Origin of the sequence: Streptococcus toyakuensis, assembly GCF_024346585.1 — a bacterium.
In the GTDB taxonomy this organism is placed as follows: domain Bacteria; phylum Bacillota; class Bacilli; order Lactobacillales; family Streptococcaceae; genus Streptococcus; species Streptococcus toyakuensis.
In genome coordinates this window covers 398,641-415,063 of the sequence record NZ_AP024523.1, presented here as the reverse complement: position 1 = coordinate 415,063, position 16,423 = coordinate 398,641, and the positions used below count along the sequence as shown (strand labels likewise).

Genomic DNA, 16,423 nt, shown 5'->3' with positions numbered 1-16,423 from the left:
CTAAACTCTCATTTAAACGGAGAATAAGGGATTCGAACCCTTGCGCCAGTTACCCGACCTAACGATTTAGCAAACCGTCCTCTTCAGCCTCTTGAGTAATTCTCCTATTAATGGGCACGAGTGGACTCGAACCACCGACCTCACGCTTATCAGGCGTGCGCTCTAACCACCTGAGCTACGCGCCCAAGTTAAAAACTTGGTAATTTGAACAAAGTTCAAAGCGGGTGACGAGAATCGAACTCGCGACAACAGCTTGGAAGGCTGTAGTTTTACCACTAAACTACACCCGCATAAAAACTATAAATAAAAATGGCGCGAGACGGAATCGAACCGCCGACACATGGAGCTTCAATCCATTGCTCTACCAACTGAGCTACCGAGCCTTATTGCGGGAGCAGGATTTGAACCTACGACCTTCGGGTTATGAGCCCGACGAGCTACCGAGCTGCTCCATCCCGCGTTAATACAAAAGGAGGATGTGGGATTCGAACCCACGCACGCTTTTACACGCCTGACGGTTTTCAAGACCGTTCCCTTCAGCCGGACTTGGGTAATCCTCCATACTATTCAAATGGACCTTGTAGGACTTGAACCTACGACCACTCGGTTATGAGCCGAGAGCTCTAACCAGCTGAGCTAAAGGTCCAACAAGATCATTATAGCGGCGAAGGGGATCGAACCCCCGACCTCCCGGGTATGAACCGGACGCTCTAGCCAGCTGAGCTACACCGCCATATATCGGGAAGACAGGATTCGAACCTGCGACACCTTGGTCCCAAACCAAGTACTCTACCAAGCTGAGCTACTTCCCGAGTTAAATAGAAAAATGCACCCTAGAGGAGTCGAACCTCTAACCGCCTGATTCGTAGTCAGGTACTCTATCCAGTTGAGCTAAGGGTGCTCATTATATTATGCCGAGGACCGGAATCGAACCGGTACGATCGTTACCAATCGCAGGATTTTAAGTCCTGTGCGTCTGCCAGTTCCGCCACCCCGGCCTCTCTAAGCGAACGACGGGATTCGAACCCGCGACCCCCACCTTGGCAAGGTGGTGTTCTACCACTGAACTACGTTCGCACTGTTTTCTTCTATCTAAAAATGCCGGCTACATGACTTGAACACGCGACCCTCTGATTACAAATCAGATGCTCTACCAACTGAGCTAAGCCGGCTCATTTATTATATCTTAATGCGGGTTAAGGGACTTGAACCCCCACGCCGTTAAGCGCCAGATCCTAAATCTGGTGCGTCTGCCAATTCCGCCAAACCCGCATATATGACCCGTACTGGGCTCGAACCAGTGACCCATTGATTAAAAGTCAATTGCTCTACCAACTGAGCTAACGAGTCTAAAATAACTTCCGTTATCTTAAACGGTCCCGACGGGAATCGAACCCGCGATCTTCGCCGTGACAGGGCGACGTGATAACCGCTACACTACGGGACCTATGGGAGTTAACGGGATCGAACCGCTGACCCTCTGCTTGTAAGGCAGATGCTCTCCCAGCTGAGCTAAACTCCCTAGAGCTAAGCGACTTCCATATCTCACAGGGGGCAACCCCCAACTACTTCCGGCGTTCTAGGGCTTAACTTCTGTGTTCGGCATGGGTACAGGTGTATCTCCTAGGCTATCGTCACTTAACTCTGAGTAATACCTACTCAAAATTGAATATCTATTCAAATCAAGAAAACCATTCGCTTTCATATTCTCAGTTACTTTGGATAAGTCCTCGAGCTATTAGTATTAGTCCGCTACATGTGTCGCCACACTTCCACTTCTAACCTATCTACCTGATCATCTCTCAGGGCTCTTACTGATATAAAATCATGGGAAATCTCATCTTGAGGTGGGTTTCACACTTAGATGCTTTCAGCGTTTATCCCTTCCCTACATAGCTACCCAGCGATGCCTTTGGCAAGACAACTGGTACACCAGCGGTAAGTCCACTCTGGTCCTCTCGTACTAGGAGCAGATCCTCTCAAATTTCCTACGCCCGCGACGGATAGGGACCGAACTGTCTCACGACGTTCTGAACCCAGCTCGCGTGCCGCTTTAATGGGCGAACAGCCCAACCCTTGGGACCGACTACAGCCCCAGGATGCGACGAGCCGACATCGAGGTGCCAAACCTCCCCGTCGATGTGAACTCTTGGGGGAGATAAGCCTGTTATCCCCAGGGTAGCTTTTATCCGTTGAGCGATGGCCCTTCCATACGGAACCACCGGATCACTAAGCCCGACTTTCGTCCCTGCTCGAGTTGTAGCTCTCGCAGTCAAGCTCCCTTATACCTTTACACTCTGCGAATGATTTCCAACCATTCTGAGGGAACCTTTGGGCGCCTCCGTTACCTTTTAGGAGGCGACCGCCCCAGTCAAACTGCCCGTCAGACACTGTCTCCGATAGGGATCACCTATCTGGGTTAGAGTGGCCATAACACAAGGGTAGTATCCCAACATCGTCTCCTTCGAAACTGGCGTCCCGATCTCATAGACTCCTACCTATCCTGTACATGTGGTACAGACACTCAATATCAAACTGCAGTAAAGCTCCATGGGGTCTTTCCGTCCTGTCGCGGGTAACCTGCATCTTCACAGGTACTAAAATTTCACCGAGTCTCTCGTTGAGACAGTGCCCAAATCATTACGCCTTTCGTGCGGGTCGGAACTTACCCGACAAGGAATTTCGCTACCTTAGGACCGTTATAGTTACGGCCGCCGTTTACTGGGGCTTCAATTCATACCTTCGCTTGCGCTAAGCACTCCTCTTAACCTTCCAGCACCGGGCAGGCGTCACCCCCTATACATCATCTTACGATTTAGCAGAGAGCTGTGTTTTTGATAAACAGTTGCTTGGGCCTATTCACTGCGGCTGACTTAAAGTCAGCACCCCTTCTCCCGAAGTTACGGGGTCATTTTGCCGAGTTCCTTAACGAGAGTTCTCTCGCTCACCTGAGGCTACTCGCCTCGACTACCTGTGTCGGTTTGCGGTACGGGTAGAGTATGTTTAAACGCTAGAAGCTTTTCTTGGCAGTGTGACGTCACTAACTTCGCTACTAAACTTCGCTCCCCATCACAGCTCAATGTTATAGAACTAAGCATTTGACTCAGTTCACACCTCACTGCTTAGACAGACACTTCCAATCGTCTGCTTTAGTTAGCCTACTGCGTCCCTCCATCACTACATACTCTAGTACAGGAATATCAACCTGTTGTCCATCGGATACACCTTTCGGTCTCTCCTTAGGTCCCGACTAACCCAGGGCGGACGAGCCTTCCCCTGGAAACCTTAGTCTTACGGTGGACAGGATTCTCACCTGTCTTTCGCTACTCATACCGGCATTCTCACTTCTATGCGTTCCAGCACTCCTCACGGTACACCTTCATCACACATAGAACGCTCTCCTACCATACCTATAAAGGTATCCACAGCTTCGGTAAATTGTTTTAGCCCCGGTACATTTTCGGCGCAGGGTCACTCGACTAGTGAGCTATTACGCACTCTTTGAATGAATAGCTGCTTCTAAGCTAACATCCTAGTTGTCTGTGCAACCCCACATCCTTTTCCACTTAACAATTATTTTGGGACCTTAGCTGGTGGTCTGGGCTGTTTCCCTTTCGACTACGGATCTTAGCACTCGCAGTCTGACTGCCGACCATAATTCATTGGCATTCGGAGTTTATCTGAGATTGGTAATCCGGGATGGACCCCTCACCCAAACAGTGCTCTACCTCCAAGAATCTTTATGTCGACGCTAGCCCTAAAGCTATTTCGGAGAGAACCAGCTATCTCCAAGTTCGTTTGGAATTTCTCCGCTACCCACAAGTCATCCAAGCACTTTTCAACGTGCCCTGGTTCGGTCCTCCAGTGCGTCTTACCGCACCTTCAACCTGCTCATGGGTAGGTCACATGGTTTCGGGTCTACGTCATGATACTAATTCGCCCTATTCAGACTCGGTTTCCCTACGGCTCCGTCTCTTCAACTTAACCTCGCATCATAACGTAACTCGCCGGTTCATTCTACAAAAGGCACGCTCTCACCCATTAACGGGCTCGAACTTGTTGTAGGCACACGGTTTCAGGTTCTATTTCACTCCCCTCCCGGGGTGCTTTTCACCTTTCCCTCACGGTACTGGTTCACTATCGGTCACTAGGGAGTATTTAGGGTTGGGAGATGGTCCTCCCAGATTCCGACGGGATTTCACGTGTCCCGCCGTACTCAGGATACTGCTAGGTACAAAGACTATTTTAAATACGAGGCTATTACTCTCTTTGGCTGATCTTCCCAAATCATTCTTCTATAATCTTTGAGTCCACATTGCAGTCCTACAACCCCGAAGAGTAAACTCTTCGGTTTGCCCTTCTGCCGTTTCGCTCGCCGCTACTAAGGCAATCGCTTTTGCTTTCTCTTCCTGCAGCTACTTAGATGTTTCAGTTCACTGCGTCTTCCTCCTCACATCCTTAACAGATGTGGGTAACAGGTAGTACCTGTTGGGTTCCCCCATTCGGAAATCCCTGGATCATCGCTTACTTACAGCTACCCAAGGCATATCGTCGTTTGTCACGTCCTTCTTCGGCTCCTAGTGCCAAGGCATCCACCGTGCGCCCTTATTAACTTAACCTTATTTTTCTGACCTTTCAGTCATAAACTCTTATTAATACTACAGCGTTTTCGGTTTATTTTCTTGTTACTATTTGATATAGATATTCAATTTTCAATGTGCATTACTTGGTGATCTCTCACCGATGGAGCCTAGCGGGATCGAACCGCTGACCTCCTGCGTGCAAAGCAGGCGCTCTCCCAGCTGAGCTAAGGCCCCACAAGACCTCTCAAGACTAAACAAGACCAATGCGCAGTTCCTTTTCCTTAGAAAGGAGGTGATCCAGCCGCACCTTCCGATACGGCTACCTTGTTACGACTTCACCCCAATCATCTATCCCACCTTAGGCGGCTGGCTCCTTACGGTTACCTCACCGACTTCGGGTGTTACAAACTCTCGTGGTGTGACGGGCGGTGTGTACAAGGCCCGGGAACGTATTCACCGCGGCGTGCTGATCCGCGATTACTAGCGATTCCGACTTCATGTAGGCGAGTTGCAGCCTACAATCCGAACTGAGACTGGCTTTAAGAGATTAGCTTGCCGTCACCGGCTTGCGACTCGTTGTACCAGCCATTGTAGCACGTGTGTAGCCCAGGTCATAAGGGGCATGATGATTTGACGTCATCCCCACCTTCCTCCGGTTTATTACCGGCAGTCTCGCTAGAGTGCCCAACTGAATGATGGCAACTAACAATAGGGGTTGCGCTCGTTGCGGGACTTAACCCAACATCTCACGACACGAGCTGACGACAACCATGCACCACCTGTCACCTCTGTCCCGAAGGAAAACTCTATCTCTAGAGCGGTCAGAGGGATGTCAAGACCTGGTAAGGTTCTTCGCGTTGCTTCGAATTAAACCACATGCTCCACCGCTTGTGCGGGCCCCCGTCAATTCCTTTGAGTTTCAACCTTGCGGTCGTACTCCCCAGGCGGAGTGCTTAATGCGTTAGCTGCGGCACTAAACCCCGGAAAGGGTCTAACACCTAGCACTCATCGTTTACGGCGTGGACTACCAGGGTATCTAATCCTGTTTGCTCCCCACGCTTTCGAGCCTCAGCGTCAGTTACAAGCCAGAGAGCCGCTTTCGCCACCGGTGTTCCTCCATATATCTACGCATTTCACCGCTACACATGGAATTCCACTCTCCCCTCTTGCACTCAAGTTAAACAGTTTCCAAAGCGTACTATGGTTAAGCCACAGCCTTTAACTTCAGACTTATCTAACCGCCTGCGCTCGCTTTACGCCCAATAAATCCGGACAACGCTCGGGACCTACGTATTACCGCGGCTGCTGGCACGTAGTTAGCCGTCCCTTTCTGGTAAGATACCGTCACAGTGTGAACTTTCCACTCTCACACTCGTTCTTCTCTTACAACAGAGCTTTACGATCCGAAAACCTTCTTCACTCACGCGGCGTTGCTCGGTCAGACTTTCGTCCATTGCCGAAGATTCCCTACTGCTGCCTCCCGTAGGAGTCTGGGCCGTGTCTCAGTCCCAGTGTGGCCGATCACCCTCTCAGGTCGGCTATGTATCGTCGCCTTGGTGAGCCGTTACCCCACCAACTAGCTAATACAACGCAGGTCCATCTGGTAGTGATGCAATTGCACCTTTTAAGCAAATGTCATGCAACATCTACTCTTATGCGGTATTAGCTATCGTTTCCAATAGTTATCCCCCGCTACCAGGCAGGTTACCTACGCGTTACTCACCCGTTCGCAACTCATCCAGAAGAGCAAGCTCCTCCTTCAGCGTTCTACTTGCATGTATTAGGCACGCCGCCAGCGTTCGTCCTGAGCCAGGATCAAACTCTCATTAAAAGTTTGAGTTCTCACTCATTTCTGTCACTGACAGATTTATTGTTTTTTTCATTGTTCAGTACTACAACCTTAGTTGTAGTGCCCTGCACATTGGTTCGTCTTGTTCAGTTTTCAAAGGTCTTTGTCACTCACTTCTCTCAAGCGACAACTATATTAGTATATCACAGGTGCTTTCGCTTGTCAACACTTTTTTGAAACTTTTTTAATCTTTTTTCATCAAGTGCTTCCATCCGCAACATACCATAGTCCGTACGGGATTCGAACCCGTGTTACCGCCGTGAAAAGGCGGTGTCTTAACCCCTTGACCAACGGACCTGAGCTGTTATTTTCAACTCTTACTATTATACCGACTTTTCTAACTTTGTCAACACTTTTTTTAAACTTTTTTTATTAATTTTACAACAGCTTCCGTTCGAGCTGTATGCGGGAACATATCGACCGACTGGATATAATGGAGATCATAGACTTCTACTAAACGTACTAAATCACGAGCCAAGGTCGAAACATTGCAAGAAATATAGACCATTTTTTCTGGTACATAGGTAAGAATAGTATCTAATAACTTATCATCCAGACCTGTACGTGGTGGATCCACAATCAGAGCATCTGCTCGGTAGCCTTCCTTATACCAGCGAGGAATAATCTCTTCTGCCGTTCCAGCTTCATAATGAGTATTGTCAAATCCCATTCTTTTAGCATTTCGCTTGGCATCTTCAATAGCTTCTGGAATAATATCCATACCTCTGAGTGTTTTTACTTTCTTTGCAAAGGCAAAACCAATTGTTCCAACTCCACAATATGCGTCAATCAAATGGTCTTCTTTACTAACATCCAGCGCTTTTACTGCCTCGCTATAAAGGACTTCTGTTTGTTCAGGATTCAGTTGATAGAAAGCTCGAGGAGATAGTGAAAATTCATAATCGAGTACACCTTCTTGAATACTCTCTTCTCCCCAGATAATCTCTGTCTTTTCACCATAAATTTCACTGGTTTTAGCTGTATTTGTATTCACAGCCACTGTCACAACTTCTGGAAAATCTTTAACTAAGTCTTTTACTAGTTGGGTTAAATTAAGCTGACGGTTTGTAACAATAATAATCTGAACCTGTCCAGTCTTTCTTGCTCGTCGGACCATTATCGTTCTAACACCTAGAACTTTTCTCTCATCCGTGATTGGAATCTGGTGATAAGTAAGTAATTCTGCTAGACGATTAGCAATCACTTGGGTTTCCTTGTCTTGTACCAGGCAGTCTTTCAACTCTACTAAATAGTGAGAGTTTTGTGCATACAGACCTGCCTTGACCTGATTTTTAAATTTTCGAGTCTGAAATTGTAACTTAGCACGATAGTACTTGGGTTCCTGCATTCCAATCGTCGGGCGGATTTCATAGTTTTCATATCCTGCAGGGGCAAATTTTTTTAGCGCTTGGTGAAGTAAGTCCGTCTTGAACTCCAGCTGCTTATCATAATGCAGGTGCATGATTTGGCAGCCTCCGCATTCATTGTAAATAGTACAAGCAGGCACAACACGGAATTTAGACTTCTTGTTGACCTTCAGTAGTTTTGCCTCTACAAAGTTACGTTTAATAGAAGTAATTTGACAATAGATGTCTTCTCCTTTGAGGGCGCCAGGCACAAAAACGAGGGTTTTCTGGTAAAAACCAATTCCCTCACCATTGATGCCCATCCGCTTGATTTTTAAAGGTATCTTTTGTTTGACTTTCAGATTCATACCCCTATCTTATCACATTTTAGGGTATAATAGAACTATGAAAATCACAAAACTTGAAAAGAAAAAACGTTTCTACTTGATGGAACTAGATGGACAGCAAACCTCTTATATCACGGAAGATACCATTGTCCGTTTTATGCTATCTCGAGATAGGGTCATTAGTAAAGAGGAACTTACCGAGATTCAGGACTTTGCCCAGTTCTCTTATGGTAAAAATCTCGCCCTCTATCATCTATCATTTAAAGCTCGAACCGAAAAGGAAGTTTGTGAGTATCTGAAAAAGTATGATCTTGATGAAAAAATCACTAGTCAAGTTATCGCTAATCTTAAAGAAGATAACTGGATTAATGATCGTCAGTATGCCTACTCTATCATCAATGCCAATCAACTTTCTGGAGATAAGGGACCTTATGTGCTGGCTCAAAAACTGTCTCAAAAAGGGATTGCCAAAGCAACTATTGAAGATGTTTTAAAGGATTTTGATTTTTCGGAGGTTGCTCAACGTGTGGCGGAGAAACTTCTAAAAAAATACACGGGAAAGCTTCCCGCTCGTGCCTTGCAAGATAAGATTATCCAAAACTTAACGAACAAAGGCTTCTCCTATTCTGATGCTAAGAATACCTTTGACGACTTGGACAGTCAAGTCGACCAAGAAACGACTCAAGAGCTCATTTTTAAAGAACTGGATAAACAATATGCTAAATACGCTCGCAAATATGAAGGTTACGAACTAAAGCAACGATTAACCCAAGTTTTAGCTCGAAAAGGCTATGATTTTTCGGATATAGCCAGCGCTCTCAGAGAATATCTTTAACATTTTCGTGTAAAATTCAAAAAAATTAGACCGATTTATGATACAATAGTAAATGATAAACTTATAAATTGTAGAAAGTTGGTTAGTTATGAAGCTTCCAAAAGAAGGCGGCTTTATTACAATTCAAAGTTATAAGCATGATGGGAGTCTCCACCGAACTTGGCGGGACACCATGGTACTAAAAACAACAGAAAACGCCATTATTGGTGTCAACGATCATACACTGGTTACCGAAAGTGATGGTCGTCGTTGGGTCACTCGAGAACCGGCTATTGTTTACTTTCACAAGAAATATTGGTTTAATATCATTGCCATGATTCGCGATAATGGAATTTCCTACTATTGCAATATAGCTAGCCCCTACTATCTGGATGAAGAAGCACTGAAGTATATTGATTACGATTTGGATGTTAAAATTTTTACAGATGGAGAGAAACGTCTCTTGGACGTTGAGGAGTATGAGCGTCACAAACGCAAAATGAAGTATTCTGATGACTTGGACTATATTTTAAAAGAACATGTCAAAATTCTTGTTGATTGGATTAACAATGGACGAGGTCCTTTCTCAGAAGCCTATGTAAACATTTGGTACAAGCGCTATGTAGAACTAAAGAATCGGTAAAGTTGTCAAACTGGGGGTAAGACCCCGGTTTTTTTATTTTAAAAACCCAGCTTTACAGCTAGGCTTATCCTTATATATCTAATTTTGTAACTGTAAATTTGATATGGGAATAGTCTTTTTCAACATCCTTATCCAGCAAGAAAACTGTGGCATCTTTCTTAACCTGAACCAAATCAATATTCTGAGCCTGGGCTGCATAGACGCATCCACAATAACATTGACGATAGATATCATACTCTTCACACATCTCTACCGAACGTTTGTAGCCTTGATTTTTCTTGAAATCACTTGGAAGATAGTGGGTTGTATAAATTTTTTGCACATCGATTCCGATACTATTAATGGTTTGAGAATTCTTATGAGGACTGATGGTCAAGGCTGAGCCAAAGTAGTCAAAGCCCAAGTCCATAGCCACTTGAGCTGTCTTATCCAGTCGGTAGTCAAAGCAAACCTTGCAACGGTCGCCACCTTCAGGCTCTTCTTCCAAACCTCGAACCAGTTTACGATATTCGTTAGGTTCATAAGGAGCTTCTAGGTATTGAACGCTATTGCCAGTTCGCTCATTGAAATCACTGACAAACTTTTTAGTCACATAGGCACGCTTATGGTATTCTGCCTTGGGATGGATATTAGAATTGGCAAAATAGATTGTCACATCTGCATACTTGGTCAAATATTCGAGGGTATAGGTACTGCAAGGGGCACAGCAAACGTGCATGAGAATGGTTGGCCGTTGCTCATTTTTCTCCCATACTTGTACCATCTTCTGCATGACACGGTCATAATTAATCTTCTGATTGGGGTTCATCTTGCTCAGAATTTCTTCTACATCAATCATGTTCTTCTCCTTTTTTCTAGTCTTATTTTATCATATAAATTAGGAGAGCTCAAATCTATTTAGAAGTGAATAGCATAAAAAGGAGGGGTAGGCATTCCCTCCTTTTGTGTTTTTTATAAGTTGTTTTCTATAGAAAGCTTACATCATGCCGCCCATCATGCTTGGATCCATTGCTGGAGCTGGGGCTGCTGGTTCTGGTTTATTGGCTACTACTGCTTCTGTTGTTAAAATCAAACTAGCTACAGATGCTGCATTTTGTAAGGCTGAACGGCTCACTTTAACTGGGTCGATGATTCCCTCTTCAATCATGTTGACCCACTCGCCAGTTGCTGCGTTGAAGCCTGTACCAAGTTCAGCATTTTTCAAACGATCGATAACGATAGATCCTTCAAATCCTGCATTGTGGGCAATTTGACGAACAGGTTCTTCCAAGGCACGGAGAACAATATTGCGGCCTGTTGCTTCGTCTCCTGTTAATTCCAAATCAGCCACGGCTGGAATCACATTGACAAGGGCTGTTCCACCACCTGCAACGATTCCTTCTTCAACAGCTGCACGAGTAGCGTTGAGGGCGTCTTCAATGCGGAGCTTCATTTCTTTCAACTCAGTTTCAGTTGCTGCTCCGACCTTAATAACCGCTACACCACCTGACAATTTTGCCAAGCGTTCTTGCAATTTTTCACGATCAAATTCAGAAGTTGTGGTTTCGATTTGAGACTTGATAACTGCAACACGGTGAGAAATCGCTTCGGGATTTCCAGCACCTTCTACGATAACAGTGCTATCTTTGTCCACAGTTACTCTCGCTGCTTGACCAAGCGCCTCAATAGTAGCATCTTTCAACTCAAGACCAAGGTCTTCTGTGATAACTGTTCCGCCTGTCAAGATGGCAATGTCTTCAAGCATGGCTTTGCGACGGTCACCAAAACCAGGTGCCTTAACGGCTACTACGTTGAAGGTTCCACGAATCTTGTTCAAAACAAGGGTTGGAAGAGCCTCGCCATCTACATCATCCGCAATAATCAAGAGTGGACGATTGCTTTGGAGAATGCTTTCCAAAAGTGGCAAGATTTCTTGGATATTGGAAATTTTCTTGTCTGTAATCAAAATGTACGGATTTTCAAGGTCAGCCACCATTTTTTCGCTATCTGTCACCATGTACTGTGAAAGGTAACCACGGTCAAACTGCATTCCTTCCACAACTTCCAGTTCTGTTTCCATACCACGTGACTCTTCGATAGTGATGACACCATCTTTGCCAACTTTTTCCATGGCTTCAGAGATGTACTCACCAACTTTTTCAGAACGAGAAGATACGGCTGCAACCTGAGCGATAGCTTCTTTGTTGGCAACAGGAATAGCATTGTTTTTCAAGGCTTCAACTGCTGCAGCAACTGCCGTTTCAATCCCACGACGAATACCGATTGGATTTGCACCTGCTGTGACGTTTTTGATTCCTTCACGGACGATTGCTTGGGTCAAAACAGTTGCAGTTGTAGTTCCATCACCTGCGATATCATTGGTTTTTGAAGCTACTTCTGATACCAATTTGGCACCCATATTTTCAAAATGGTCTTCCAATTCGATTTCTTTGGCAATGGTCACACCGTCATTGGTAATCAAGGGTGAACCGAATGACTTTTCAAGAACGACATTGCGACCTTTTGGTCCCAAGGTTACTTTAACAGTGTCTGCAAGGATATCGACACCACGAACCATGGCTGAACGGGCATCTGATGAAAATTTAATTTCTTTTGACATACTTACTTTCTCCTTCTATTCCTCAATGATTGCCAAAATGTTAGCTTCGCCTACGATGATGTACTTTTCATCGCCATCTTTGACATCAAGACCTGCGTGGGCTTCAACCAAGACACGGTCTCCAGTTTTAACACTTGGAGCAACCAAGTCACCGTTCAAGGTACGAACACCTTGTCCAGTAGCCACAACTTGGGCTGTTTTGGTTTTTTCTTGGGCTGAACCTGCGAGAACAAAGCCTCCAACAGTTTGTTCTTTTTCTTCTACTTTTAAGACCATACGGTCCCCTAATGGTTTCAACATCTGATTTCCTCCATAATGAGATAGATATTATTAGCACTCTTTATACCTGAGTGCTAATTCATAGTTCTATTGTATCACTTAGTCAGAAATAATCAAGAAAAAAGTCTGACTTTCTCAAGATAAAAAGCCTGAGACCAACTCAGACTTTTTAATTCTTAAAATGGCAATTCTTCCTCTTCCAAGACCAAATCTGCCAAATCCTGTCCTGCATTATTTTCACGAATGGCACGTTGGGCACGACTTTCCAAGAGTTGGAATCCTGTGACAAGTACTTCAGTCACATAGTTCATCTGACCATTTTTCTCAAAGCGACGGGTACGAAGTTCTCCATCCACAGAAATAAGACTACCTTTGGTTGCGTAGCTTGCCAAAGTTTCTGCTAGTCTACCCCAAAGGACCATATTGACAAAATCAGCTTCACGTTCACCGTTTTGGTCTTTGTAACGACGGTTGACAGCGATAGTTGCTCGCGCTACCGACTTGTCATTGTTGGTTTTGTGCAATTCTGGTGTAGACGTTAAACGCCCAATCATGATAACTTTATTATACATATTTTCTTCCTCCTACTTATCTATTCGTAGGAAATCAAAAAAAGTTACAGAAATTTGTAACTTTTCGAGGAAATTTCTTATTTTTTATGAATCATGAAACCTGTCGCCTGTTGATTGGCCATAATGGTCATATCTGTAATCTGAACACGGCGAGGCTGACTGGTCACATAGACTACTGTGTCTGCAATATCCTGAGCTTGCAAGGCTTCTATTCCTTGGTAAACGGACGCAGCCCGCTCTTTATCACCATGAAAACGAACAGTTGAGAAATCTGTTTCGACAATCCCAGGCTGAATGGTCGTCACCTTGATATCCGTTGCGATGGTATCAATTCGCAGTCCATCTGAAAAGGTCTTAACCGCTGCCTTGGTAGCTGAATAAACTGCTGCACCCGCATAGGCATAGATTCCTGCGGTTGAGCCCATATTGATGATATGTCCTTGATTGGCTTTTACCATTGCTGGCAAGAAACAGCGAGTGACTGCCATCAAACCTTTAACATTGGTATCTAACATTGTTAACATATCCAGCTCTTCATAATCCTGATAGGGTGCTAAACCTAGAGCCAGACCGGCGTTATTAACTAAGATGTCAATATTCCCTATCGTTTCTAGAATATTGGGGCAAACAGTCTTCAACATGGTTATATTCGTCACATCTAGTGGAAAAGTCCAGACATTTTGATTTGGGAAGGCTTCTGCAAAATCCGCCTTAAGAGTTTCTAGTCTGTCTATCCGTCGTCCAGTTAGAACGACATTCTCCCCCTGTTCCAGATAAGCACGCGCAATCGCTTCACCAATTCCTGATGTCGCTCCTGTAATCACAACATTTTTTGCCATCTTATTTCCTTCTAGCTAGTCTATCAGATATTAACAACTTCTTAGGCAGTCCAGTGTTTAGCTGGATCAAATGGAGTTCCGACAACTTGGTCTTCTGATAATTCAATAATACCACGTTTTTGCGGAGCATTTGGCAGATGCAATTCACGAGGACTACACATCATGCCAAAACTCTTTTCACCACGAAGCTCACCTGGGAAAATAAGATTGCCTTTTGGCATCATAGCTCCAGGAAGAGCTACAATGGTTTTCAATCCAACACGCGCATTAGGAGCCCCTGCAACGATTTGCACTGTCTTGTCACTTGCGACTGCAACTTGGCAGATGTTGAGGTGGTCACTATCTGGATGGGCTACCATCTCAACGATTTCACCAACAACAAACTTAGGTTCCTTGTCATTAACAATTTCTTCTGTAAAGCCTTCTGCCTGTAATTCTTGGTTCAAACGAGCGACTTGCTCATCTGATAAAAATACTTGACCGCGCTCTGCGATTTCAAAGAAAGTTGAAACTTCGAAAATATTCCACGCCACTGTTTCCCCATTATCTTTGAGAAAAACACGGGCTACCTTGCCTTTGCGCTCCGCATCCAGTTTGGCATCTCCGCTATTTTTCACGATGACCATAAGGACATCACCGACATGTTCTTTGTTATATGTAAAAATCATTGTTTCCTTTTCTCCTATTTCAGTCCTGCTAAAAAGTCGTTAATTTGTTGCTTGCTTTTACGGTCGCGATTGACAAAACGGCCGATTTCCTTATCCTTTTCTAGAACAACAAGGCTAGGAATCCCGTAAACATCCCAGAGTTTGGCCAAATCCATATACTGGTCTCGGTCCACACGAATAAAGGTGAACTCTGGATTGGTCTCCTCAATTTCTGGTAAGGCAGGATAGATATAACGACAATCGCCACACCAGTCTGCTACAAAAAGAAAGACCTTCTTGCCATCTTTTTCTACTAAAGATGCCAATTCTTCTAAACTTGCTGGTTGTATCATAAGACTTCCTCCTCATAGACTAGGTCTTCATTTTCATAGACAAAGGTATAATGACGGCCATCCTCAAAAATGACGCCACCAACCAAGCTCTCTAGACTGCTTTCATAAACTTGAACATAGAGGGTCGCAATTTCCCCCATGTCTGAAAAATGGTCTCGTACAATCGCTGTCAACTCTTCCTGAGTCTTCATGAGCTTATGGTCATCTGCAACTTTTTTCGTAGCAAGGGCAAGGCTCCCAATACCAAGCAGAGCCAGACCTGCAATCCACATTTTTTTAGCTTTCATACCATTCATTTTAACACAAAAAAGGTTTTAGGACAAATGAGGAAGCAGCAGAAACGCAAGTAAAAAGCCCCTTCCTTTAAGGAAAAGGACTTCTTATTCTTATTGCCAGGCACCTGAGTTGCCAACGTAGTAACCATCAGGTGTATAGGTATTGCGAAGCATCTTACCTGATGAAGCCAGATAATACCACTTGCCATTATCTTTGACCCAATTATTCGCTAGCATGGCACCAGAAGAACTTACATAATACCATTCTCCCTTGTCATAAATCCAAGCGCTTGCTTTCATAGCTCCTGAAGTTGATAAATAGTACCACTTGCCTTGATAGTAAAGCCAGTCACTCGCAATCATGGCTCCTGATGATTTAAAGGCATACCAGTTGCTACCTTGATAAAGCCAAGTTTGATTGAACATGACTCCTTTATCATTCATAAAGTACCAAGTTCCCTTGTCATAAACCCAATCCTTATGCACTAATTGACCTTGTTTTTGATAGTACCAGTTTTGATTTGATTTTAGCCAACTTTCTGCTTTTACAATTGGATAAAGTTCTTTGAAAGATCCTCCATCATCATATTTATGACTGATAGATTTTGGTTTTTCTAGCTTCAACTCGTCATTATCATAATTTGCCCAAGCAAAAACTTTTTGACCATTAACAGTCTCTGGTAAGGCAGCAGTGTAAGTCTTGGTTTGATAATCCCATTTAGCATCGAGGTAGGTGTATTGATCATTTGATTCTTCAATACGATAGTAACCTCTCTTTCCACTATCATTATGAATATCATCCACAACTTTCGTTGACCAGGTCTTTACTTCGTTTCCGCTCTTAGCCTCGACCTTGATATCTCCTCTATAGCCATATGGAACATAGAAATTCAGGTAACGCCCTTCTTCCCCGATCATAGACTTGTCCTTTTCTTGACCTAGGAAATTGACAGTCTGATCTTGACCATCGAGACTGACCGTCCACTCGATTTTCTCGGTTTTTGGCAAATCCAAGACTTTGATATCCACTTCATGACCATTGTTAAACCGAAGAATCTTGCCATCTTGATACTGTACTCCACACTTAACAACCCATTCTTCTTTAAGCTCAAATGCCTGACCTGAATGTGGAAAAGCCAGTAAAGCTAGACCAGCTAGAGACAAACCAAATAATGTGATTTTTTTCATCGTAGATCCTCCTTAGGATTTTTTATGTTAATTATATCACTATGTTTTTAATTTGCAAATATTATCCTAAATATGCAAGCAAAAAACCT

Annotated in this window: 12 protein-coding genes, 19 tRNA genes and 3 rRNA genes; 2 read left to right on the top strand and 32 right to left on the bottom strand. The window is 44.3% G+C overall.

Annotated elements, in window-relative coordinates; translation table 11 throughout:
- Positions 1-17: 17 nt before the first annotated feature.
- The 23 genes from STYK_RS02265 to rlmD all read right to left on the bottom strand — a co-directional run bounded on the left by STYK_RS02265 (position 18) and on the right by rlmD (position 8,146).
- A tRNA-Ser gene (locus STYK_RS02265) sits at positions 18-105 on the bottom strand.
- Between the two features lie 6 nt (positions 106-111).
- Positions 112-185, bottom strand: a tRNA-Ile gene (locus tag STYK_RS02260).
- A gap of 34 nt (positions 186-219) precedes the next feature.
- Positions 220-290: transfer RNA gene (locus tag STYK_RS02255), tRNA-Gly, on the bottom strand.
- Between the two features lie 20 nt (positions 291-310).
- Positions 311-383, bottom strand: a tRNA-Phe gene (locus tag STYK_RS02250).
- Positions 384-386: 3 nt separating this feature from the next.
- A tRNA-Met gene (locus STYK_RS02245) sits at positions 387-460 on the bottom strand.
- 10 nt (positions 461-470) lie between these two features.
- Positions 471-560, bottom strand: a tRNA-Ser gene (locus STYK_RS02240).
- Positions 561-572: 12 nt separating this feature from the next.
- Positions 573-646: transfer RNA gene (locus STYK_RS02235), tRNA-Ile, on the bottom strand.
- A gap of 13 nt (positions 647-659) precedes the next feature.
- Positions 660-733, bottom strand: a tRNA-Met gene (locus tag STYK_RS02230).
- A 5-nt stretch (positions 734-738) separates the two neighbouring features.
- A tRNA-Pro gene (locus STYK_RS02225) sits at positions 739-812 on the bottom strand.
- Positions 813-827: 15 nt separating this feature from the next.
- Positions 828-901, bottom strand: a tRNA-Arg gene (locus STYK_RS02220).
- A gap of 11 nt (positions 902-912) precedes the next feature.
- A tRNA-Leu gene (locus tag STYK_RS02215) sits at positions 913-998 on the bottom strand.
- 7 nt (positions 999-1,005) lie between these two features.
- Positions 1,006-1,077: transfer RNA gene (locus STYK_RS02210), tRNA-Gly, on the bottom strand.
- A gap of 22 nt (positions 1,078-1,099) precedes the next feature.
- Positions 1,100-1,172 (bottom strand) — tRNA-Thr (locus STYK_RS02205).
- A gap of 18 nt (positions 1,173-1,190) precedes the next feature.
- Positions 1,191-1,272: transfer RNA gene (locus STYK_RS02200), tRNA-Leu, on the bottom strand.
- Between the two features lie 5 nt (positions 1,273-1,277).
- Positions 1,278-1,350 (bottom strand) — tRNA-Lys (locus STYK_RS02195).
- A 24-nt stretch (positions 1,351-1,374) separates the two neighbouring features.
- A tRNA-Asp gene (locus tag STYK_RS02190) sits at positions 1,375-1,447 on the bottom strand.
- Positions 1,448-1,449: 2 nt separating this feature from the next.
- Positions 1,450-1,522: transfer RNA gene (locus STYK_RS02185), tRNA-Val, on the bottom strand.
- A gap of 4 nt (positions 1,523-1,526) precedes the next feature.
- A 5S ribosomal RNA gene (rrf, locus tag STYK_RS02180) occupies positions 1,527-1,642 on the bottom strand.
- A gap of 76 nt (positions 1,643-1,718) precedes the next feature.
- Positions 1,719-4,619 (bottom strand): 23S ribosomal RNA (locus STYK_RS02175).
- Positions 4,620-4,744: 125 nt separating this feature from the next.
- Positions 4,745-4,817: transfer RNA gene (locus tag STYK_RS02170), tRNA-Ala, on the bottom strand.
- A 51-nt stretch (positions 4,818-4,868) separates the two neighbouring features.
- Positions 4,869-6,414: ribosomal RNA gene (locus STYK_RS02165) — 16S ribosomal RNA — on the bottom strand.
- Together the 16S, 23S and 5S rRNA genes with 19 tRNA genes alongside form the textbook arrangement of a ribosomal RNA operon.
- 243 nt (positions 6,415-6,657) lie before the next feature.
- A tRNA-Glu gene (locus STYK_RS02160) sits at positions 6,658-6,729 on the bottom strand.
- Between the two features lie 61 nt (positions 6,730-6,790).
- Positions 6,791-8,146 carry a 23S rRNA (uracil(1939)-C(5))-methyltransferase RlmD gene (gene rlmD / locus STYK_RS02155; protein ID WP_023948262.1) on the bottom strand — a complete coding sequence of 452 codons (1,356 nt, stop codon included), beginning with the start codon at positions 8,144-8,146 and terminating at the stop codon, positions 6,791-6,793.
- Positions 8,147-8,183: 37 nt separating this feature from the next.
- On the opposite strand from rlmD, the gene recX reads away from it, so the two are divergent.
- Both recX and ntdP read left to right on the top strand, forming a co-directional pair.
- Complete coding sequence (recX, locus tag STYK_RS02150) at positions 8,184-8,960, top strand: recombination regulator RecX (RefSeq protein WP_261805147.1); 777 nt, start codon at positions 8,184-8,186, stop codon at positions 8,958-8,960.
- 88 nt (positions 8,961-9,048) lie between these two features.
- Positions 9,049-9,582, top strand: a complete 534-nt coding sequence (gene ntdP / locus STYK_RS02145; RefSeq protein ID WP_261805146.1) for a nucleoside tri-diphosphate phosphatase — start codon at positions 9,049-9,051, stop codon at positions 9,580-9,582.
- Positions 9,583-9,652: 70 nt separating this feature from the next.
- Here the strand turns inward: ntdP and STYK_RS02140 are convergent, their stop codons facing one another.
- The 9 genes from STYK_RS02140 to STYK_RS02100 form a co-directional block, all read right to left on the bottom strand.
- Complete coding sequence (locus tag STYK_RS02140; protein WP_261019251.1) at positions 9,653-10,420, bottom strand: epoxyqueuosine reductase QueH; 768 nt, start codon at positions 10,418-10,420, stop codon at positions 9,653-9,655.
- 138 nt (positions 10,421-10,558) lie between these two features.
- A complete protein-coding gene (gene groL, locus STYK_RS02135) occupies positions 10,559-12,181 on the bottom strand; it encodes a chaperonin GroEL (RefSeq protein WP_143952463.1) in 1,623 nt (540 codons plus the stop codon).
- Between the two features lie 15 nt (positions 12,182-12,196).
- On the bottom strand, positions 12,197-12,481 hold the full coding sequence (gene groES, locus STYK_RS02130; protein WP_261805145.1) for a co-chaperone GroES: 285 nt from the start codon (positions 12,479-12,481) through the stop codon (positions 12,197-12,199).
- A 155-nt stretch (positions 12,482-12,636) separates the two neighbouring features.
- Complete coding sequence (locus STYK_RS02125) at positions 12,637-13,032, bottom strand: single-stranded DNA-binding protein (RefSeq protein ID WP_261805144.1); 396 nt, start codon at positions 13,030-13,032, stop codon at positions 12,637-12,639.
- 77 nt (positions 13,033-13,109) lie between these two features.
- Positions 13,110-13,871, bottom strand: a complete 762-nt coding sequence (locus STYK_RS02120; protein ID WP_261805143.1) for an SDR family NAD(P)-dependent oxidoreductase — start codon at positions 13,869-13,871, stop codon at positions 13,110-13,112.
- Between the two features lie 41 nt (positions 13,872-13,912).
- Positions 13,913-14,539: a YtpR family tRNA-binding protein gene (ytpR, locus tag STYK_RS02115; RefSeq protein WP_084923434.1), complete on the bottom strand. Its 627-nt coding sequence runs from the start codon at positions 14,537-14,539 to the stop codon at positions 13,913-13,915.
- Between the two features lie 14 nt (positions 14,540-14,553).
- Positions 14,554-14,871 carry a thioredoxin family protein gene (locus STYK_RS02110; RefSeq protein WP_000615777.1) on the bottom strand — a complete coding sequence of 106 codons (318 nt, stop codon included), beginning with the start codon at positions 14,869-14,871 and terminating at the stop codon, positions 14,554-14,556.
- Positions 14,868-15,167, bottom strand: coding sequence for a DUF4651 domain-containing protein (locus STYK_RS02105; protein ID WP_084923435.1), 300 nt, complete (start codon positions 15,165-15,167; stop codon positions 14,868-14,870). Before STYK_RS02105 ends, STYK_RS02110 begins: the two co-directional genes overlap by 4 nt.
- 90 nt (positions 15,168-15,257) lie before the next feature.
- Positions 15,258-16,334, bottom strand: coding sequence for an N-acetylmuramoyl-L-alanine amidase family protein (locus tag STYK_RS02100; protein ID WP_192851948.1), 1,077 nt, complete (start codon positions 16,332-16,334; stop codon positions 15,258-15,260).
- Between the last annotated feature and the right edge of the window lie 89 nt (positions 16,335-16,423).